The organism is Vibrio sp. 10N.222.55.B11 (assembly GCF_041473705.1).
Taxonomy (GTDB): Bacteria; Pseudomonadota; Gammaproteobacteria; order Enterobacterales; family Vibrionaceae; genus Vibrio; species Vibrio crassostreae_C.
The window spans coordinates 22583-41401 of sequence record NZ_JBFRST010000026.1; the positions used below are offsets into that span (position 1 = coordinate 22583).

The window sequence follows — 18819 nt, forward strand, 5'->3', positions numbered from 1 at the left end:
GCTAAACCTAATTAGCAGAGCGCCTTATTAGCCTTAAGATTTATCAGTCTTAAGAGTTATCAGCCTTTGGCTTACGGCTTGCAGCACGCTTTTTCTTAGCGCGAGCTTTAGCAGCACCGGTTTTATTCGCTGGCTTTTTCTTCTTAGCAGGGCCTTCGCTGCTTCCGTCAGGTCGCTTAGTTGGCTCAACCATAGGCTTCGCTGATACACCTGGCTTATTACTCTTCACTGCTGAGCGCTTCTTGCTTTTCGCCTTTTTCATCGCTTCTGCTGCACGCTTCTTGGCTGTTTTGCCTTTGCCACGCGGCTGACGATCAGTGTCTTCTAAGTCAAAGTCGATTTGGCGAGTTTCTAAATTAACCGCAGAAACCTTCACTTTAACCGAATCACCCAAGCGGTAGATATTACCTGAGCTTTCACCCACTAGACGCTGACCAACAGCATCAAATTGGTAGTAATCATTCGCTAGCGCTGAGATGTGTACCAAGCCATCAATGTGCAGTTCAGTTAGACGAACAAAGAAGCCAAAACCAGTCACGTTGGCAATCACACCATCCATCACCTCACCGACATGGTCTTGCATGTATTCACACTTCAACCAGTCGTTTACTTCACGCGTTGCGTCATCAGCACGACGTTCAGTCATTGAACACTGCTCGCCGTAGAAGTCCATATCATCGAAAGTGTAGTGGTAACCACCAGTTGGCGTCCAACGTTCGCTGTTACGACCTTCTTCTTTCGCAATAAGGTACTTAATCGCACGGTGCAATAGCAAATCTGGGTAACGACGAATTGGCGAGGTAAAGTGAGCATAGCGTTTAAGAGCTAAACCAAAGTGACCCGCGTTATCCGCGTTGTATACCGCTTGCTTCATTGAGCGTAGCAGCATAGTTTGGATTAATTCACGATCTTCACGTTCATTAATCTGTTGCATCAGTTGTGCATAGTCTACTGGTGATGGCGACAGACCACCTTCCAGTGTTAAACCTAATTCACTTAAAAAGCTCTTGAAGCCCATTAAGCGCTCTTCGCCCGGAGTTTCGTGAACACGGTACAGAGCAGGCTCTTTCGCTTTCTCTACGTAAGATGCCGATGCGATGTTCGCCAGAATCATACACTCTTCGATGATCTTGTGTGCATCGTTACGAATTACCGGTTCAATACGGTCGATCTTACGATCCGCATTGAAGATAAACTTAGTTTCTACCGTTTCAAATTCAATCGCACCACGTTCGTCACGCGTTTTCTTAAGCACCTTATACATCTTATGAAGCTCTTCAAGATGTGGTACTTCAGGTTCGTAACGCTCACGTAATTCTTCATTGCCATCTAAGATCGCGCCTACTTTGTTATAAGTAAGACGAGCATGAGAATTCATTACCGCTTCGTAGTGCTTGTAGCCTGACAGTTTACCTTTGTCTGAGATAGTCATCTCACACACCATACATAAACGGTCTACCTGAGGGTTCAATGAACACAAACCATTTGAAAGCACTTCTGGCAGCATTGGCACGACTTGTGACGGGAAGTATACCGAGTTACCACGGTTAATCGCTTCTTTGTCTAGCGCTGTATCTGGGCGAACGTAGTAACTTACGTCAGCAATCGCTACCCATAGACGCCAGCCGCCGCCTTTCTTCGCTTCACAGTAAACCGCATCATCGAAGTCACGCGCATCTTCACCATCAATGGTAACCAATGGCAGTTTACGCAGGTCTACACGTCCTTCTTTTGCTTCTTCAGGAACATGCTCACCTAGGTTTTCGATTTGCTTATCTACCGCTTCAGGCCACTCTTGTGGGATCTGGTGAGTACGGATCGCAATCTGCGTTTCCATACCCGGCGCCATGTTTTCACCAAGAACTTCGGTTACTTTCCCCATCATGTTACGAGAACGACCACCGCGATCCGTAATTTCAATCACAACCACATTACCCATTCGAGCACCGCCTTTATGCTCAGTAGGGATCTGGATGTCGTGACTAATACGCGAATCATCAGCAACAACGTAAGAATGGCCGTACTCTAGGAAGAAGCGACCAACAAGTGGCGTTTTACGCTCTTCAAGCACACGAACCAAGCGACCTTCACGACGGCCACGCTTACTGTTGTCAGTAGGCTGAACCAATACGTAATCACCGTGCATGATGGTTTTCATCTGATGATGCGGCAGCACGATATCATTGTCTTTACCCACACTGCCGTCTGGGCGAACCCAACCATGACCGTCTTTATGACCAATCACATAGCCTTTGATCAGTTCCATCTTCTCAGGCAATGCGTAGCACTGACGACGAGTAAAGATAAGCTGTCCATCACGCTCCATTGCACGCAAACGACGACGCAGCCCTTCATATTGTTCCTCTCCAGCAAGACCCAAAGCTTCGAATAGATCGTTGCGGTTCATCGGAATATTCGCGTCTGTTAGAAACGAAATAATGAACTCTCGGCTTGGTACTGGGTTATCGTAATTTTTCGACTCTCGGTCGGCAAAAGGATCAACAGTGGTTGTCGCTGTCGTATTTTCTGACGTTGGTGTGTTTTTTGACATAGGCGGGCCTGCTTAAGCAAGGAAGGTATATACCCCTAGTATATCTGATGCTAGGGGTAAGCTACAGATATGCTTTAGAAAACACTCAAATAACCTCAGATTGATACATATCTTCACTTTGTGAAACATCGCTTCATAGACGTGGATTATCATCAAAATTTCAAGCAAACGATAAAACAAACGTTTGCGCCATGAATGAAATACACTATTATCCACGCACTTTACTAACTCCTGTTCTGGGTATGATATGAAACTAAAACGCACTTTATTGGCTTCAGCTATGGCGAGCCTAGCGCTGTTCCCATTCGCAAGTTCGGCAATGGAAAAGGCTGACCTGATGATTACCGATGCGATGGTTCTAACCATGAACCAAGACAAAACGGTTTATGAAAGCGGTACTGTTGTCGTCAAAGACAACAAAATCATTGCGGTTGGTGATGCTTCACTAGAGAAGCAGTACCAAGCTAAGCAAGTGTTAGACGTTGATGGCGATATCGTTATGCCAGGTCTCATCAATACCCATACTCATGTATCAATGACAGTTTTTCGTTCGTTGGCCGATGATGTGCCAGATCGCCTACACCGCTACATCTTCCCGCTAGAGAAGAAGCTAGTATCGCGAGACATGGTACGCATTGGTGCCAACCTAGGTAACGTTGAAATGGTGAAAGGCGGTGTGACCACTTACGCCGACATGTACTACTTCGAAGATGAAGTCGCAAAAACCGTCGATAAGATCGGTATGCGTGCCATCCTAGGTGAAACGGTGATTAAGTTCCCAGTCGCCGACGCTGCCAACGCAGAAGAAGGCATTAAGTACGCGTTGAACTTCATTGAAGAATACAAAGATCACCCACGCATCACACCAGCGTTTGCCCCGCATGCGCCTTACACCAACACCACAGAGATCCTTCAGAAAATATCTAAACTATCCCTAGGATTAGATGTTCCAGTAATGATTCACCTTGCAGAATCACACCGTGAAGAAGAGAAAATCGCAGAGCGTTCTGATGGATTGTCCCCGGTTCAATACATGGACAGCATTGGCGCACTCAACAAGAACTTGGTGGGTGCACACATGATCCTTGTTGACGATCATGATATCGAACTGGTGAAGAAATCGGATATGGGCGTGGCTCATAACATGAGTGCTAACATCAAGTCAGCAAAAGGCGTATCACCTGCGCTTAAGATGTATGACGAAAACGTGCGTATCGGTTTAGGTACTGATGGCCCAATGTCTGGTAACACACTGAGCACCATTGATGAATTCAACCAAGTCGCTAAGGTTCACAAGTTAGTTAACAAAGATCGTGCTGCGATGCCGCCGATCAAAGTGATCGACATGGCGACCATGGGCGCAGCAAAAGCGCTGCACATGGAAGATAAGATCGGCTCTCTTGAAGCAGGCAAACTGGCTGACATCATAGTGATCGATACTAAGGCGCCAAATATGGTTCCAGTCTACAACCCATACTCAGCACTGGTGTACTCAGCTAACTCAGGCAATGTTCGTCACTCCATCGTTGATGGCAAGATCATCATGCAAGATCGCGACATGCTAACGGTAGACGAAGATAAGATTCGTCAAGAAGCACTCGATTTCACCAAGGTTGTTCGTGAAACGGTGATTGAGTCTGGTGAGGTGGTTCAATAACGCTACCGAATTAGATAAACGGTTTTCCGTTCAGATCAAAAAAGGCCTCGCTGATGAATCTCAGCGAGGCCTTTTTAATACGAGTTTTTTAGATGATTAACGAGTGCAGTCATTAATCATCATTGCTCATTCAATAATCTGTCTTACCAGAACACGTCTCGACGCTTTGCTCGAGCAATAATATTGTCTGGCATTCTCTGTTCCAGACCGCTACGAAGCACAGTGATACGTCTGTGTTGTCTTTGATCTGCGGTTACCGAGTTATACAACCAACGGTAAGCATCTTCATAATCCAATGGGCTACCGTAGTCACGTAACAAGAGTTCCGCTAAGTGAATGCTCGCACTTAAGTTGCCCATAGAGGCCGCTTCACGTAGATACGGAATCGCACGCTCTTGATCTTGTTGTACCAAAGTACCACGAGAGTAATAACGACCTAACTGCTCTAATGCAGCGGGTAAACCTTGATGTGCCGCGTTTTCCATATAGTAAAGGCCAAGCTCTACATCTTGTGGAACACACACACCCCAAGCCAACATATCACCGTATAAAAACTCATAAGAAGGCAAGCTAATACGCGTTGCACGAGCAACGATATCTTCAACTAACTGGCACTTATCAGCTTTCACTCGCTCTAGATGTTGATTATTTTCGATTAAATTAATCAGTTCAGCTTCTGTATATATTGGAACGGGCTCTCCCACATCAGCCAAATTAGCATGACTCAAGGGTGAGCTCAGCGCCATTATTAATGAAGCTGCCACAATTCGTAGCTTCATACCTGCACTCTATTATCTGTCGCTAAAGTTATCTATTGAGGAATGCAGAGGATTTCTACACGCACAAAACAGGGTGAACTTCACTTTCCATGATATCTGTATCGGCAATAACCCCGACGGCTTTAGACAAAACTTGCCGCTAATGGGCAATATTTTGCCTGATGACGCTTAAAAGATCACCATCAAAGAGTGAACGGCTAAATTGCAGGTATTAAAAAGCCGACTTAATAAAGTCGGCTTTTAGAAAACTATTTTATTATCAAAGCACTGTTCGTGCCTGGTAATCACTCAGCAGGCATTATGCGCCGTATGGGTGAACCTTGATGATAGTTTCGTTACGATCTGGGCCAGTTGATACGATATCAATTGGAACGCCAGTTAGGTCTTCGATACGCTTGATGTAATCTAGAGCAGCTTGTGGAAGCGCGTCGATAGATTTAGCACCAAATGTGTTTTCAGACCAACCAGGCATTGTTTCGTAGATTGGCGTCGCTTCTTCGAATGACTCAGCAGCCATTGGAGAAACTTCTAGGATAGAACCATCTTTCATCTTGTAACCAGTACAGATTTTTAGTTCTTCTAGGCCATCTAGAACGTCTAGTTTAGTTAGACACATACCAGATAGAGAGTTGATTTGGATTGCACGACGCATAGCAACAGCATCAAACCAACCAGTACGACGTAGACGACCAGTTGTTGCGCCAAACTCGTGACCAACATCGCCTAGGTGTTTACCAACTGGGTCTTGCTTCTCAAGGCCATCGTATAGCTCAGTAGGGAATGGACCTGAACCAACACGAGTACAGTAAGCCTTAGTAATACCAAGGATGTAACCGATGTGACGAGGACCGAAACCAGAACCTGCAGCAACACCACCAGCAGTCGTGTTAGAAGACGTTACGTATGGGTAAGTACCGTGGTCGATATCTAGTAGCGTACCTTGAGCACCTTCGAACATGATCTTGTCGCCGCGCTTACGTGCTGCGTCTAGTTCGTCAGTTACGTCGATAACCATCGCAGTTAACATATCTGCGTAGCTCATCGCTTGCTCAAGAACTTCTTCGTAGCTTACTGTTTCAGCTTTGTAGAAGTGCTCTAGTTGGAAGTTGTGGAATTCCATCACTTCTTTTAGCTTCTCAGCAAATGCTTCTTTATCGAAAAGGTCGCCAACGCGTAGACCGCGACGAGCAACTTTATCTTCGTAAGCAGGACCGATACCACGACCCGTTGTACCGATAGCTTTAGCGCCACGAGCGATTTCACGCGCGTTGTCGATTGCAATGTGGTACGGAAGAATTAGAGGACAAGCTTCAGAGATGAAAAGACGTTCACGTACTGGAATACCGCGATCTTCAAGAGGCTTCATTTCTTTTAGAAGTGCGTCAGGCGATAATACTACACCGTTACCAATAACACATTTAACGTTATTACGTAGGATGCCTGATGGAATTAAGTGAAGAACGGTTTTTTCACCGTCAATTACAAGTGTGTGACCTGCATTGTGACCGCCTTGGTAGCGAACCACGTATTTTGCATCTTCAGTTAAAAGGTCAACGATTTTACCTTTACCTTCATCACCCCATTGGGTGCCTAGAACGACTACGTTATTTCCCATCTTTCCAATTTCTGTTGCTAATTAAAAATGGATTCTAGCACTGAATCACACTTCTTGCAGTCACTTTTTGTTCATAAACGTTAACGCTGTACAAAAATAAACCAGCCATAACTGGGGGCAGATGTGTAAAGATACTGATATCATTGCTTTTTTACAGACAAAAGGCAGAACCATGTCTCAATCAATTTGGCTCGCTATTGGGCTCGTACTTATTGTGGAAGGGCTCGGCCCCTTGATTGCACCCAATGGCTGGAGAAACATGGTCGCGCAACTGAGCGAGCAACCAGACACGCAACTGCGCCGCATTGGAGGCTGTCTTGTTGTGGCTGGAGCGGTTATCGCTTTCATGACCTACCGCTAGGTTTCTATAAGTAGAACGCTGTTAAGCGCCTTCCCTCGCGCCCCAATAGTGAATCCACAAACATGTCTCCTCCTGAAAGAAGTCATAGAAAACAAAAAGGCTCCCACAATGGGAGCCTTTTAAGTTTTAACGTATTTTGCTTATTAAGCTAAGCATTCGCTAACGCATCAGCTTATTTTGCTGGAGCGCCGCTTGCTTGATTCATGTATTGGAAGAAGTCAGTCTTCGGATCCAGTACTAGAATGTCGCTCTTATCGCTAAATGATGTCTCATAAGCTTGCAATGAACGCATGAAGCCGTAGAACTCAGGATCTTTGCTGAACGCATCAGAGTAGATCTTCGCTGCTTCTGCATCCGCATCACCACGAGTGATTCGAGCTGTACGGTCAGCTTCAGCAAGAACTGTTGCCACTTCTAGCTCAGCTTGAGCACGGATAACTTCCGCTTTCTCACGACCTTGAGAACGGTGTCTACGAGCAACCGATTCACGTTCTGCACGCATACGGCGGTAGATAGATTCACTGATTTCGTCAGGAAGGTTAATCTTCTTCATACGAAAATCAACAACTTCAACACCTAAATCAGCCATCGCACTTTCTGCCGTTCCAGACAAAACGTTTTCCATGATCTTATCGCGTTCGCCATCAACTTCTAGTGCTTCTGCAGCCGCTACCGTTGTGACGACTTCGCTATCAGCAGAGTCTGGCAGGATGTCCTTGTTGCGAGGGCCTGACACGATCTGCTTAATTTCACGAGAACCAATTTCAGAACGAAGAACATCTGTCACTTTACGCTCAAGAAGTGCTTCTGCCGTCATGATATTACCGCCACCGGTACTCAGATAGAAACGTCCAAAATCAGCAATACGCCATTTTGCGTAAGTATCAATTAGAACGTCTTTTTTCTCTGATGTTACGAAACGGTCAGAACGGCCATCCATCGTTTGAATACGAGCATCAAGTACTTTTACGCGATCAAACATCGGTAGTTTAAAGTGCAGACCTGGTTCATAGATTCGTGATACGCCGTTGTCATCGAGAACTCGACCAAAACGAATTACCATGCCACGCTCACCTTCTTGAATCACAAACACTGACATCAATAGAAGGGCAATCGTCACAACTAATACAGGGATCATTAATTTACGCATTATTAGTATCTCCCTTGGCGTGAACTGTCTGAACGAGTTTGAGTGCTAGGCTTTGGATCCGCTTGAGTTTCTAACTCAATTTGATCGTAAGTTGATGATGCTTTTGCAGGGCGAGAGCCCGACTGAGAACCACCTTGTGCGCCTAGCTTATCAATTGGTAGGTATAGCAAGTTACCGCTTGATTCAGAATCAATCAGGACTTTCGATGTGCTTGAGTACACTTTTTCCATTGTATCTAGGTACATACGGTTACGTGTTACTTCAGGAGCAGCTTGGTATTCAGGTAGCAGTTTCTCGAATTGAGCAACTTGACCTAGAGCACCATTAACTGTGCGCTCTGAGTAACCCACCGCTTCTTTCTTCAAACGCTCAGCACGACCTGTTGCTTTTGGAAGAATGTCATTTCGGTAAGCTTCAGCTTCACGCTCGAAACGCTCTTCATCCTCACGAGCCGCGATAGCATCATCAAATGCATCTTTCACTTGCTCAGGTGGACGTGCTGACTGGAAGTTCACATCAACAATCAGAATACCCATATCGTAGCTATCAATAATACGGTTCAACGTTTCTTGAGTGCTTTGACGAATCTGCTGACGACCACTTGTCAGGATACTATCCATTAGTGAGTCACCAATTACCGCACGAAGCGCGGAATCGGTTGCTTGGCGTAAACTGTCGTCTGCATTCGTTACACGATACAAGTACTTGTATGGGTCAGAAACACGGTATTGAACACCCATTTCAACGGTCACAACGTTTTCATCTTTCGTTAGCATCGTGCCAGCAGCACGTAGAGAACGAATCGCTTGAACGTTTACTAGTTGCTCATCACTGATTTCATCGATGAAGCGTGGGTGCCAGTTAAGACCAGGTTCTTCGATACGGTCGAACTGACCCAGTCGAAGTACTACTGCTCTTTCTGCTTCGCCAACGGTGTAGAAACCAGCGAAGAACCAGATAGCAATAGCAATAACGGCAATGACACCAAAGCCAATTGCACCGCCACCACCAATAGATGGCCCGTTACCGTTGCCACCCTTTTTACCAAACTTGCCACCTAACTTTTGACTTAGTTTATTAAACACTTCGTCTAGATCTGGCGGTCCTTGATCTCGGCCGCCGCGATTATTTTTATTACCCCAAGGGTCATTATCGCGGCCGTTATTATCGCCGTTGTTGTTATTTCCAGGCTCATTCCACGCCATTAGAAAGCTCCATCATTTGATATGACGTTATACTGTAGCAGTCTCTTTGGTAACGATAAAGTCACCTAAGAGCGCCCCTTCTCTTTTTTCAAGTTTAGACCAATCTATTTGTTGCATTCGGATATCTATCAACAAGTTACCATTTTCATCATACTCTTCCTGTTGAATACATTTCATCTCGAAGAATAAGCTGCGAATACGGCCCTGATGTTGATGTGGAATACACAACCGGAATTGAACCATCTGGCTAGCTAAACGCTCAGTTAAAGCTTCAAACAGTAGCTCAATACCTTCTCCTTCCATTGCAGAAACCCAAACAGCGCGAGGTGCGCCCTCTTCGTCTCTTTCAATTCGAGGTTTTTGGTCTTCCATGCAGTCAATTTTGTTCATGACTACAAGGGTTGGCACTTCATGAGCATCGATTTCTTCTAATACTTCATGAACAGCCTGAATGTTCTCACGAAAACGGTCATCACTGGCATCAACAACATGTAACAAAATGTCAGCTTCCTGCGTCTCTTGTAATGTTGCCTTGAACGCAGCGACCAAGTCGTGTGGTAGATGACGGATAAAACCTACGGTATCTGCGAGAATTGCAGGCCCGACATCTGCCAAATCAATCTTACGTAGTGTTGGGTCTAGGGTTGCAAACAGTTGGTCTGCCGCATAAACACCAGCACTTGTGATGCGATTGAAAAGTGTTGATTTCCCTGCGTTGGTATAACCAACCAAAGAAATTGTTGGGATTTCAGCTCGATTACGAGCACGTCGTCCTTGTTCACGCTGCTTAGCGACTTTCGCTAAACGACGTAGTATTGCCTTTATACGGTCACGCAACAAACGTCGATCGGTTTCCAGTTGAGTTTCACCTGGACCACGAAGACCAATACCACCTTTCTGCCTTTCAAGGTGAGTCCAACCACGAATCAGTCGAGTAGAGATATGACGAAGCTGAGCGAGCTCAACTTGTAGCTTACCTTCATGAGTTCGCGCACGTTGTGCAAAGATATCTAAGATCAAACCCGTGCGATCAATCACACGACATTTACACAATTGCTCGAGGTTTCGCTCTTGGGCAGGAGATAGGGAGTGGTTAAAAATCACAATTTCAGCACCGGTTAGCTGAACAGCTTGTGCGATTTCTAGGGCTTTACCTTCTCCAACGTAGTATTTAGGGAGTGGGGATTGTCGGCTACCAGTAATCACTTGTAGCGTTTCTACCCCCGCTGAGGAGACCAGCATTTCACATTCGCTTAGATCTTCCCATTCTCCCTCTTGCGTGAAGTTGATATGAACAAGTACGGCTCGCTCGCCGGATTCATAACGGTCAAACAAGCAACCAACTCCTTATTACAGCGCAAGCTGTACAAATTGAACGATTAATCTTCAGTCTTCTCTGGACGATCAGATGGCGTGCGTTGCTCGCCGCTGTGGTGACTAACTGCGCGAGCAGGTACCACAGTAGAAATCGCATGCTTGTAAACCATTTGGTTTACTGTGTTCTTCAATAAGATCACGAATTGATCGAAAGACTCGATCTGACCTTGCAGCTTAATGCCGTTAACAAGATAGATAGAGACTGGAATGCGCTCACGACGGAGTGCATTTAGGAATGGGTCTTGTAGCGATTGCCCCTTAGCCATTTTATTTTCCTTATTTGTATTTTGTTGTAATTATTTAGCTAGTGGTGCACAAAAAGGTGCGGCCTTTGCATCTGAGCTAAATGAATAAAAAAACTCCGTTGTTATTGAAAGGCTGTGATTTTTAAAAGCCTCAATAACGGATCCTTTCCAGAGTATATTCACGCAAAAGCGATCACATTATACACAGCAATACTAATCAGATGCTATTGCATCTGAAAGAGTTTCTAACGCTTGATCAATGTTTTCGCTATCTAACCAAGTTAAATCATCCCAACTGCGCAACCAGGTGATTTGTCGCTTGGCCAACTGACGGGTTGCACAGACACCACGGAAAACCGCTTCGTCTAAATCACAATTACCGTCTAAATAATCCCACATCTGCCTATAACCAACGCATCGGATCGATGGCAGTTCAGGGTGAAGATCTTCTCTGGCGTACAACGCCTTCATTTCATCTTCAAACCCAGCTTCTATCATCTTCTCGAAACGCAGCTCAATGCGGCGATGGAGTTCAGTCCTTTCCTTGGGAGCTATTGCAAATTGTTTTACACGAAATGGCAGGCTATCGCCTTTCGTTTGAGTTAGCTCTGTTAATGTTTTACCCGAAATTCGGTAAACTTCCAATGCCCTTGAAAGCCTTTGTGGATCATTTGGGTGTATTCTTTCAGCGGATACGGGATCTATCTCTCTTAATTGATCGTGCAATGCCTGCCAACCTTGTTCGATAGATTCCGCTTCAATCTGCTTACGAATCTCTTGATCCGCGGCTGGTAATGGCGATAAACCTTCCAACAATGCTTTGTAGTACAGCATTGTGCCACCAACAAGTAACGGGATTTTGCCTTCCGCTACAATCTTATTCATTTCATTGATCGCATCACGACGAAAATCTGCCGCAGAATACGCTTCGCTTGGATCCAAAATATCAATCAAGCGATGAGGCGCGAGCTCAAGCTCTTCCGCATCCGGTTTAGCGGTACCAATATCCATGTCTTTGTAGATCAATGCCGAATCGACGCTGATGATCTCTACAGGGTATTTCTGACGTAAGCGGATAGCTAAATCTGTTTTTCCTGACGCCGTTGGGCCCATTAAAAACAACGCTAAAGGTAATTTTTCAGTCATGATATTTTGTATTTGCTTCTCTGTTTTAGCGCTTTTTAGCAAAGGGCTTTGTGTCGCGACGTATTCAGCTAAAAAGACAAAGGTCGTCGCGAAAAAATTAAACCGTAAACGCGGCTATAGTCGCTGAAAAGTCGATAGGATTAACAAACTCTGGATCATCTAATGGAAGTAGACCATGCCAAAGTTGTTCTAGTTCCCCAACTAGTTGAACCGCTTCAGATAAAGTGTAGTCGCTTTTTACTTGTGCGGTTTGAATCCCGATCCAGTTAACCAAAGCTGACAACATGTCATTAGGTTGCTTCACTGCACCCTGGGCATTTATTGAAGCCGCGTAAGATAACAGATCTGGGATCAAAATTTGTAAGTTTTGCTGCCTTAAAGGAGAAGGCACGCCCATCACCATTACCGCCTCGCTGTTTCGCGCCTTAAGCTCAATCCCCAGTAATGCCAGAGTTTGACTCAGCGCCTTAGCAACTTCGACAAGTACACTACCCAGCTTAATCGATAAAGGCACCAATAACGGTTGGCTTTTTAACGCACCACCTCGAGTATCAAGCTGACCAACAACACGCAATAACTCAGCCTTAGCCAAGGAAACCAGCACACTGCCGTTCTTATTGCCCATTACCAGATACTGACGTTCCACAATCGAGACCGCTTTGCCCAAGTCCGTTACAGGTGCTCTTGGCTTTAAATGAACAGGATTCTGTTGAGCAGGCTTAGCTTCTTTATTTTCTTTATTTTCTTTATTTTCTAAGTTGTCTCTGGTTTCTACTGGTGCCACATGCTCTTGAGAAAGTGAAGGCTGTACAACTTGCTCATCAAAATCTGGCGTTTTCAGAAGCTCTTTATAGGCTTTCACTTCTCGCTTAGATGGCGCGGGTTCACCATGATGTTGGTGTGGCTCTTTCTCTTTTTTAGGTTCAGGTCGAGACTCTATCCACTCTTGGCGAGAGGAACCGGTAAAACTGCTGTCACTAGTAGCCGAGCTTCGGCCAGCAGATGAACTTGGACTGGTTGATGAGCTTGGGCTAATTGATGAAACATAATGTCGCCCACCATCATTAACGCTGTGTTGAGGCTTATCAAAAGCGTGCTCTGATTCTGCTTTTCTCGGGTAGGCAGGCGTTTGCTCAATAGCGTGTCGCACCCTATCCGAAACTTGGGTTTGATCCGAACTGCTAGGCATTACGCTTTCTGGCTCAGCGAAACTTGCAACACCATCAACTGCAGAGCTCGTACTATCTTGCTGATGATGAATCACTTCTGACTGATGAAAAGCCGACTGATTGATTGGTGCAGCATCGATCTGCTTGCTCTGTGCTAAACCATCACTCAATGCTTGGTAAATAAAGTCATGCACAAGGCGCGCTTGATGAAAACGCACTTCATGTTTTGCAGGGTGGACATTCACGTCCACCTGATGTGGGTCGAGTTCAATGAACAACACATACGTCGCGAATTGGTCTGGACGCAGGCTGGTTTCGTAGCTTTGACGAATCGCATGATTGATCAGCTTGTCACGCATCATACGACCATTCACATAGCAGTATTGCAGGTCGCTTTGTTGTCTTGCTCCTTCTGGCGTGGTGATCCAGCCATGAAGTTTTAGGCCTTGATGCTCAAGTTCGATCTTAAGCATATGACGAACAAAAGGATTGCCACATACCGCAGCGATTCGCTTTTCTGCTTGAACTTGTGTTTTTGCAGCGCGGTACTGACGAATCATCTTGCCGTTATGACGAAGGTTGATCGTCACATCAAAACGACTCAATGCGATGCGTTTAAGCAACTCATCAATATGGGTGAATTCAGTCTTCTCGGTGCGTAAGAATTTGCGGCGCGCTGGTGTATTGAAGAACAGATCCAACACCTCAACCGAAGTACCAATTGGGTGTGCTGCTGGCTGCAGTTTTACCTGCATATCACGACCTTCACTGTGTGCTGCCCAAGCTTGATCTTGAGTGGCAGGGCGTGAAGTCATGGTCAAGCGCGCAACCGAGCTAATACTCGCCAGCGCTTCACCACGGAAACCGAGGCTGACGATCGCCTCTAGGTCATCAAGAGTGTGGATTTTGGAGGTAGCATGACGACTCAGTGCCAAGGCAAGCTCATCTTTTACGATGCCTTTACCATTGTCACGAACGCGGATCATCTTGGCGCCACCTTTCTCGATATCAATATCGATACGTGTCGCACCAGAATCCAAACTGTTCTCAACCAACTCTTTTACAACAGAAGCGGGTCTTTCTACCACCTCACCCGCTGCGATTTGGTTAGCTAACCGAGCTGGCAGTATTTTGATCGTCATATTTATAGCTACCTTACTGCCATTGATGGAAACGCTGCTACGTTTGCACTAGTTCTTATTTTTTATCATTGATATACCTGAAGCTGTTTAGCATTCCCAAGACTACTTGTGAGGAATAATCAACACTTGGCCGATAGCTAGACTGTCAGATCTTAGCTTATTCGCTTGGCGAATGCTGTTGACGCTCACGCCGTATTTCGAAGCTATCTTGCCAAGGTAATCACCTCTTGCAACTTTGTGTTTGCGCAGAGGAACATCTTTAACTTCAACCGTAATACGTAACTTTTGGCCTACTCTCACCGTCTCTGATTTCAAACGGTTCTCACGTTTAATATCAGCCACCGACACTTTATAGCGGCTGGCGATCTTACCTAGGTACTCTCCAGACTTAACCGTGTGAGTGATGGTCTTCGTTTTAACCGCACTGCTTGATGATGAAGTTGAAGCACTGCCTGGAATCTTAAGTACTTGGCCAATTGCTAGGCTGCTCGATTTCAGATTGTTGAACTTCATCAACGTCTGTGTCGACGTACCATACTTGCTCGCAACCACAGACAAAGACTCACCACGAGAGACTTTATGTTGGCTCACGCTGCCCGTTGATGACGTTGCGTTAGACAAGATAATCCCTTCAGGCGGGTTAGCCTTCAAATACTTAACCACCGCTTTAGTCACTGCTCGTGCCAATTTATCTTGGTGCGAACGTTGGAAAAGAAGCTTCTCTTCCGTCGGATTCGAAATAAAACCTGTCTCTACCAGTACTGATGGGATCTGTGGTGAACGTAATACTGCTAAGCTGGTGTTAATCGGCTTGCTATTGTGCAGTTTCGCAACCTTACCCATTTCAGACAGAATTGCCGTTGCCAGTTTGTAGCCCTCTTTTTGAGAGTGGCTAAACTGCAAATCAAGCAGGGTTTGGTTTACGTTCTTATCATCAATATTGCTTGTGAACGCTGCACCGCTACCACCAAGCAATTCAGACTGTTTCTCTTTATTCTCAATCCAACGAGAGATCTCTGTATTTGCGCGTCGAGTGTTCAATACAAACACTGAACCACCTCTTGGTTGAGGCGTCGTAAAGGCGTCGGCGTGAATAGAGATCAACAGGTGAGCTTCATTCTCTCGAGCAATCGCAACACGTCGATTCAGGTTCACAAAGTAATCAGCATTACGAGTCATACGAGTTTTGATCCCCGGGACCGCATTCAGTTGAGCTGCTAACTTCTTAGAAATACTCAGAGTCGCGTCTTTTTCGTATTTACGCGTAGGACCAATCGAACCTGGGTCTTCACCACCGTGGCCAGGATCAATCACAATTAGAATATCTTTCTGGCGCTTAACCTGATTAATGTTCTTACTTACCGTTGGCTTACTCGGTGTCGATGTCGCTTTACTTGCCGCACCATGAGGTAAGTCGATCACCAAACGGTGTCCATACTGACCACCTGGGGTCGGGCTCAGTTTGAATAATTCTGCTTTAGACGACTTCTTTAACTCAAAAACCAAGCGATAGGTGTTTTTGTCTGGCGGTGAGCTCTTACGAATCTTAGATAGAACAGGGCTGTCTTTCACCTCGACCGGTAACTTAGTCGCAAGACTGGTATTTTTTAAATCAACCACTAAGCGACTCGGGCTACTCAGGGTGAAATAACTAAAGTCCGCTTCTGATTTTAAGTCGATAACCACACGAGTTTCTTCTGGAGAAGGCCAAACCCTTAAACTTTTCAGTGAGTTTGCAGAAACAAGTGAAGAAAACAATATAGAAAAAACAGCAGCCATCATGGCCACTGTTGAAATCAGGCGTTTAGAAATCAACATAACTCCAACTGACTAAGTAAGCGCTGTCCGTATTCACTATTAGCGGTTAAAGAAACAACACGGTGATCGTCTTGGTAACGAATATCAATATCCAAATCGGCTTCTGGTAGCATCCCATAACCTTTCTCAGGCCACTCAACCAAACAGATAGCATCCGGCGTAAAATAGTCACGAATTCCCATAAACTCTAACTCTTCAGGATCTGCTAGGCGATAAAGGTCAAAGTGGTACACCTGCCAATCTGCAAGTTGATAAGGTTCAACTAGAGTATACGTTGGGCTTTTTACATTTCCTTGATGGCCAAGTGCTTTTACAAAGCCACGACTGAAAGTCGTTTTACCTGCGCCAAGATCACCATGCAGATAAATAGTCGTCTGCTGTGAGCAAAGATTAGAAAGCTCCGTTCCTAATTGAATCGTTGCTTGTTCATCTTTCAAAGTAAATTGTTTCGTGCTCATGAATACGTTCTCTAAAAATCGATCGTTGACTATATAAAAATCAAAAGAACAAGAATAGTAAACCGTGATGCTTTTGGGAGACAAGCACTCAAGTGTAAGTTCTATGAAAAATACTGCTCAAAACGCGTCTGTTCTGGTCAACACCACTAAGATCCGTTAAGATCCGCCCCCATTTTTGCCGAACCTAATTTTAATTAGCCTTATCTCTAATTGTAAAACAGAGAAAATAAGAAATAAGCCATGAATCTAGACCATCTTGCTGAAAAAATTAAAATCTGGGGAAAAGAGCTGGGCTTTCAAAAAGTTGGCATCTGCGATGTTGATTTAAGTGAACACGAAGCCCCTCTTCAAGCATGGCTAGATGCTGGCAACCACGGCGAAATGGATTGGATGGCTCGACATGGGATGATGCGTGCACGTCCTGATGAACTTCACCCAGGCACAATTCGAGTGATCAGCGCTCGAATGAACTACCTACCACCAGAAGCTCAGTTCGCCTCTAACCTAAGCGATACCACTCAAGGCTACATCAGCCGCTATTCTTTAGGCCGCGACTATCACAAATTGTTCCGTAACCAGTTGAAAAAGCTAGGACAAAGAATTGAAAAAGAGGTCGAGGGTTTAGACTCACGCCCTTTCGTCGATTCAGCGCCCATTTTGGAAAGACCACTCGCTCAAAAAGCAGGGTTGGGCTGGACAGGTAAACACTCATTAATTCTTGATAAAGACGCTGGCTCTTGGTTCTTTCTAGGGGAGCTGTTGGTTAACATCCCTCTTCCCACGGATGAACCCAGTGTTGATGAGTGCGGCAAATGCACCGCATGTATCACTTCTTGCCCAACGGGTGCCATTATTGCTGATGGCGTGGTTGATGCGCGCAAATGTATTTCGTACTTAACCATTGAATATGATGGTGTGATCCCTGAAGAGTATAGAGATGCCATTGGTAACCGTATCTACGGTTGCGATGATTGTCAGTTAGTTTGCCCGTGGAATCGTCATGCCGAACTTACAGAACAAACCGACTTTCACCGCAGAGAAGATTTCCAAGAAGCCGATCTGGTTTCACTTTCAAGTTGGGACGAAGCAACCTTCCTAAAGAAAATGGAAGGCTCAGCAATCAGACGTATCGGTCACACCCAGTGGTTACGCAATATCTTTGTTGCGATGGGCAATGCACCATTTCAACAACGCATTATTGAAACCCTGGAGTCTCATCAAGGCAAAAACGAAATGCTTGATGTGCATATTGAGTGGGCTTTGAATAAACAACTACAGCAGTTACCCAACGCTAGCAGTGCGCAAGAAGATAGCTCTACGCAGAAAAATAGCTGTGTGCAAAAAAGTAACAGCAAAATCTCCACCAAAAAGCACAGACTGATACGTATAGTAGAGAAAGGACTACCAAGAGACGCTTAACGCTTTATATACCAATATATGGCAAGCGAGCCCCCACTAACAGTCCAACATTTAAGACAACTCGTTGCACATAATTTTAGAACAATGTTTGACCTTGTTCTCAATTCTAACAATGTGGAAAAAATTCAGAACTCTCGTAAACTTCCGACACCCGAGCAAAGTTAAACACAGTACCGATAAATGATTAAGATCAAAAAACAACAAGTTAACGATCTTTTATTAAATCCAAGATAGGCATCCAACTTGATAAAAAACAACAAGTTACGATCGCTGCAATTCATCTAATATATTGAAAACAAGAAAGATCTTTTAGGGATAGGTAAAGAATTAAGCCTGAAACAACTTTATCAACCAAGTTATCCACACCTAACATTTTGTGGATAAGTCTGTTTATAGATGTGAAAAACCTCAAGTGTCTGCTTCAGAGACCTGATATTTACTAGCATTCCAGTTGCTAAGAAAAATTTAAGACAAAAAAATATCCACCATGATGGAGGATTATTTGCTTTTTTGGGGGGATTATGCTTCGCAGCATTAAAGAAAGAGCGTGACCTTTGTGGTCGCCTTTAAACACAGAGGTTTAAAGTACTTATTAGCTTTTTTAGAAGAAAGCTGGAGCGATACATCGGGTTCGAACCGATGACCTCAACCTTGGCAAGGTTGCGCTCTACCAACTGAGCTAGTATCGCATAAGTTAACCGCTATCGCGTTTAACTGTAATGTGGTT

The 18819-nt window shown here is 45.0% G+C and carries 14 protein-coding genes and 1 tRNA gene; 3 read left to right on the plus strand and 12 right to left on the minus strand.

The window, feature by feature from the left end; genetic code table 11:
* Window positions 1-49: 49 nt before the first annotated feature.
* Window positions 50-2551: a ribonuclease R gene (rnr, locus tag AB4503_RS10495; RefSeq protein ID WP_017063179.1), complete on the minus strand. Its 2502-nt coding sequence runs from the start codon at window positions 2549-2551 to the stop codon at window positions 50-52.
* A gap of 247 nt (window positions 2552-2798) precedes the next feature.
* Here rnr and AB4503_RS10500 point away from each other — a divergent pair, with 247 nt between their 5' ends.
* Entirely contained in the window at window positions 2799-4208 is a 1410-nt protein-coding gene (locus tag AB4503_RS10500; protein ID WP_372114550.1) for an amidohydrolase, read from the plus strand.
* Window positions 4209-4351: 143 nt separating this feature from the next.
* Here the strand turns inward: AB4503_RS10500 and motX are convergent, their stop codons facing one another.
* Both motX and AB4503_RS10510 read right to left on the minus strand, forming a co-directional pair.
* Window positions 4352-4987: a flagellar protein MotX gene (gene motX / locus AB4503_RS10505; RefSeq protein ID WP_017063177.1), complete on the minus strand. Its 636-nt coding sequence runs from the start codon at window positions 4985-4987 to the stop codon at window positions 4352-4354.
* A 298-nt stretch (window positions 4988-5285) separates the two neighbouring features.
* Entirely contained in the window at window positions 5286-6602 is a 1317-nt protein-coding gene (locus tag AB4503_RS10510) for an adenylosuccinate synthase (RefSeq protein ID WP_010434108.1), read from the minus strand.
* A 172-nt stretch (window positions 6603-6774) separates the two neighbouring features.
* On the opposite strand from AB4503_RS10510, the gene AB4503_RS10515 reads away from it, so the two are divergent.
* Window positions 6775-6963, plus strand: coding sequence for a DUF2065 domain-containing protein (locus tag AB4503_RS10515; RefSeq protein ID WP_010434105.1), 189 nt, complete (start codon window positions 6775-6777; stop codon window positions 6961-6963).
* A 172-nt stretch (window positions 6964-7135) separates the two neighbouring features.
* Here AB4503_RS10515 and hflC read toward each other — a convergent pair whose 3' ends face one another.
* The 8 genes from hflC to tsaE all read right to left on the minus strand — a co-directional run bounded on the left by hflC (window position 7136) and on the right by tsaE (window position 16673).
* Window positions 7136-8113: a protease modulator HflC gene (gene hflC, locus AB4503_RS10520; protein ID WP_017059930.1), complete on the minus strand. Its 978-nt coding sequence runs from the start codon at window positions 8111-8113 to the stop codon at window positions 7136-7138.
* A gap of 2 nt (window positions 8114-8115) precedes the next feature.
* A complete protein-coding gene (hflK, locus tag AB4503_RS10525) occupies window positions 8116-9318 on the minus strand; it encodes an FtsH protease activity modulator HflK (protein ID WP_017063176.1) in 1203 nt (400 codons plus the stop codon).
* A 27-nt stretch (window positions 9319-9345) separates the two neighbouring features.
* Window positions 9346-10653: a ribosome rescue GTPase HflX gene (gene hflX, locus AB4503_RS10530; RefSeq protein ID WP_017059928.1), complete on the minus strand. Its 1308-nt coding sequence runs from the start codon at window positions 10651-10653 to the stop codon at window positions 9346-9348.
* Window positions 10654-10697: 44 nt separating this feature from the next.
* A complete protein-coding gene (gene hfq / locus AB4503_RS10535; RefSeq protein WP_017059927.1) occupies window positions 10698-10961 on the minus strand; it encodes an RNA chaperone Hfq in 264 nt (87 codons plus the stop codon).
* Between the two features lie 192 nt (window positions 10962-11153).
* Entirely contained in the window at window positions 11154-12086 is a 933-nt protein-coding gene (gene miaA / locus AB4503_RS10540; protein ID WP_017059926.1) for a tRNA (adenosine(37)-N6)-dimethylallyltransferase MiaA, read from the minus strand.
* A 97-nt stretch (window positions 12087-12183) separates the two neighbouring features.
* On the minus strand, window positions 12184-14397 hold the full coding sequence (mutL, locus tag AB4503_RS10545) for a DNA mismatch repair endonuclease MutL (RefSeq protein ID WP_372114552.1): 2214 nt from the start codon (window positions 14395-14397) through the stop codon (window positions 12184-12186).
* Window positions 14398-14499: 102 nt separating this feature from the next.
* Window positions 14500-16215, minus strand: a complete 1716-nt coding sequence (locus tag AB4503_RS10550) for an N-acetylmuramoyl-L-alanine amidase (protein WP_372114554.1) — start codon at window positions 16213-16215, stop codon at window positions 14500-14502.
* Window positions 16209-16673, minus strand: coding sequence for a tRNA (adenosine(37)-N6)-threonylcarbamoyltransferase complex ATPase subunit type 1 TsaE (gene tsaE, locus AB4503_RS10555; RefSeq protein ID WP_017059923.1), 465 nt, complete (start codon window positions 16671-16673; stop codon window positions 16209-16211). The genes AB4503_RS10550 and tsaE overlap by 7 nt, the downstream gene beginning before the upstream one ends.
* Before the next feature lie 240 nt (window positions 16674-16913).
* Between tsaE and queG the strand changes: the two genes are divergently transcribed.
* Window positions 16914-18092, plus strand: coding sequence for a tRNA epoxyqueuosine(34) reductase QueG (gene queG / locus AB4503_RS10560; RefSeq protein ID WP_102333442.1), 1179 nt, complete (start codon window positions 16914-16916; stop codon window positions 18090-18092).
* A gap of 613 nt (window positions 18093-18705) precedes the next feature.
* Here the strand turns inward: queG and AB4503_RS10565 are convergent.
* Window positions 18706-18781: transfer RNA gene (locus tag AB4503_RS10565), tRNA-Gly, on the minus strand.
* Between the last annotated feature and the right edge of the window lie 38 nt (window positions 18782-18819).

Coding starts and splice junctions, on each gene's coding strand:
- rnr (WP_017063179.1), bottom strand. CDS start 2,551: ATGTCAAAAAACACACCAACGTCAGAAAATACGACAGCGACAACCACT.
- AB4503_RS10500 (WP_372114550.1), top strand. CDS start 2,799: ATGAAACTAAAACGCACTTTATTGGCTTCAGCTATGGCGAGCCTAGCG.
- motX (WP_017063177.1), bottom strand. CDS start 4,987: ATGAAGCTACGAATTGTGGCAGCTTCATTAATAATGGCGCTGAGCTCA.
- AB4503_RS10510 (WP_010434108.1), bottom strand. CDS start 6,602: ATGGGAAATAACGTAGTCGTTCTAGGCACCCAATGGGGTGATGAAGGT.
- AB4503_RS10515 (WP_010434105.1), top strand. CDS start 6,775: ATGTCTCAATCAATTTGGCTCGCTATTGGGCTCGTACTTATTGTGGAA.
- hflC (WP_017059930.1), bottom strand. CDS start 8,113: ATGCGTAAATTAATGATCCCTGTATTAGTTGTGACGATTGCCCTTCTA.
- hflK (WP_017063176.1), bottom strand. CDS start 9,318: ATGGCGTGGAATGAGCCTGGAAATAACAACAACGGCGATAATAACGGC.
- hfq (WP_017059927.1), bottom strand. CDS start 10,961: ATGGCTAAGGGGCAATCGCTACAAGACCCATTCCTAAATGCACTCCGT.
- miaA (WP_017059926.1), bottom strand. CDS start 12,086: ATGACTGAAAAATTACCTTTAGCGTTGTTTTTAATGGGCCCAACGGCG.
- mutL (WP_372114552.1), bottom strand. CDS start 14,397: ATGACGATCAAAATACTGCCAGCTCGGTTAGCTAACCAAATCGCAGCG.
- AB4503_RS10550 (WP_372114554.1), bottom strand. CDS start 16,215: ATGTTGATTTCTAAACGCCTGATTTCAACAGTGGCCATGATGGCTGCT.
- tsaE (WP_017059923.1), bottom strand. CDS start 16,673: ATGAGCACGAAACAATTTACTTTGAAAGATGAACAAGCAACGATTCAA.
- queG (WP_102333442.1), top strand. CDS start 16,914: ATGAATCTAGACCATCTTGCTGAAAAAATTAAAATCTGGGGAAAAGAG.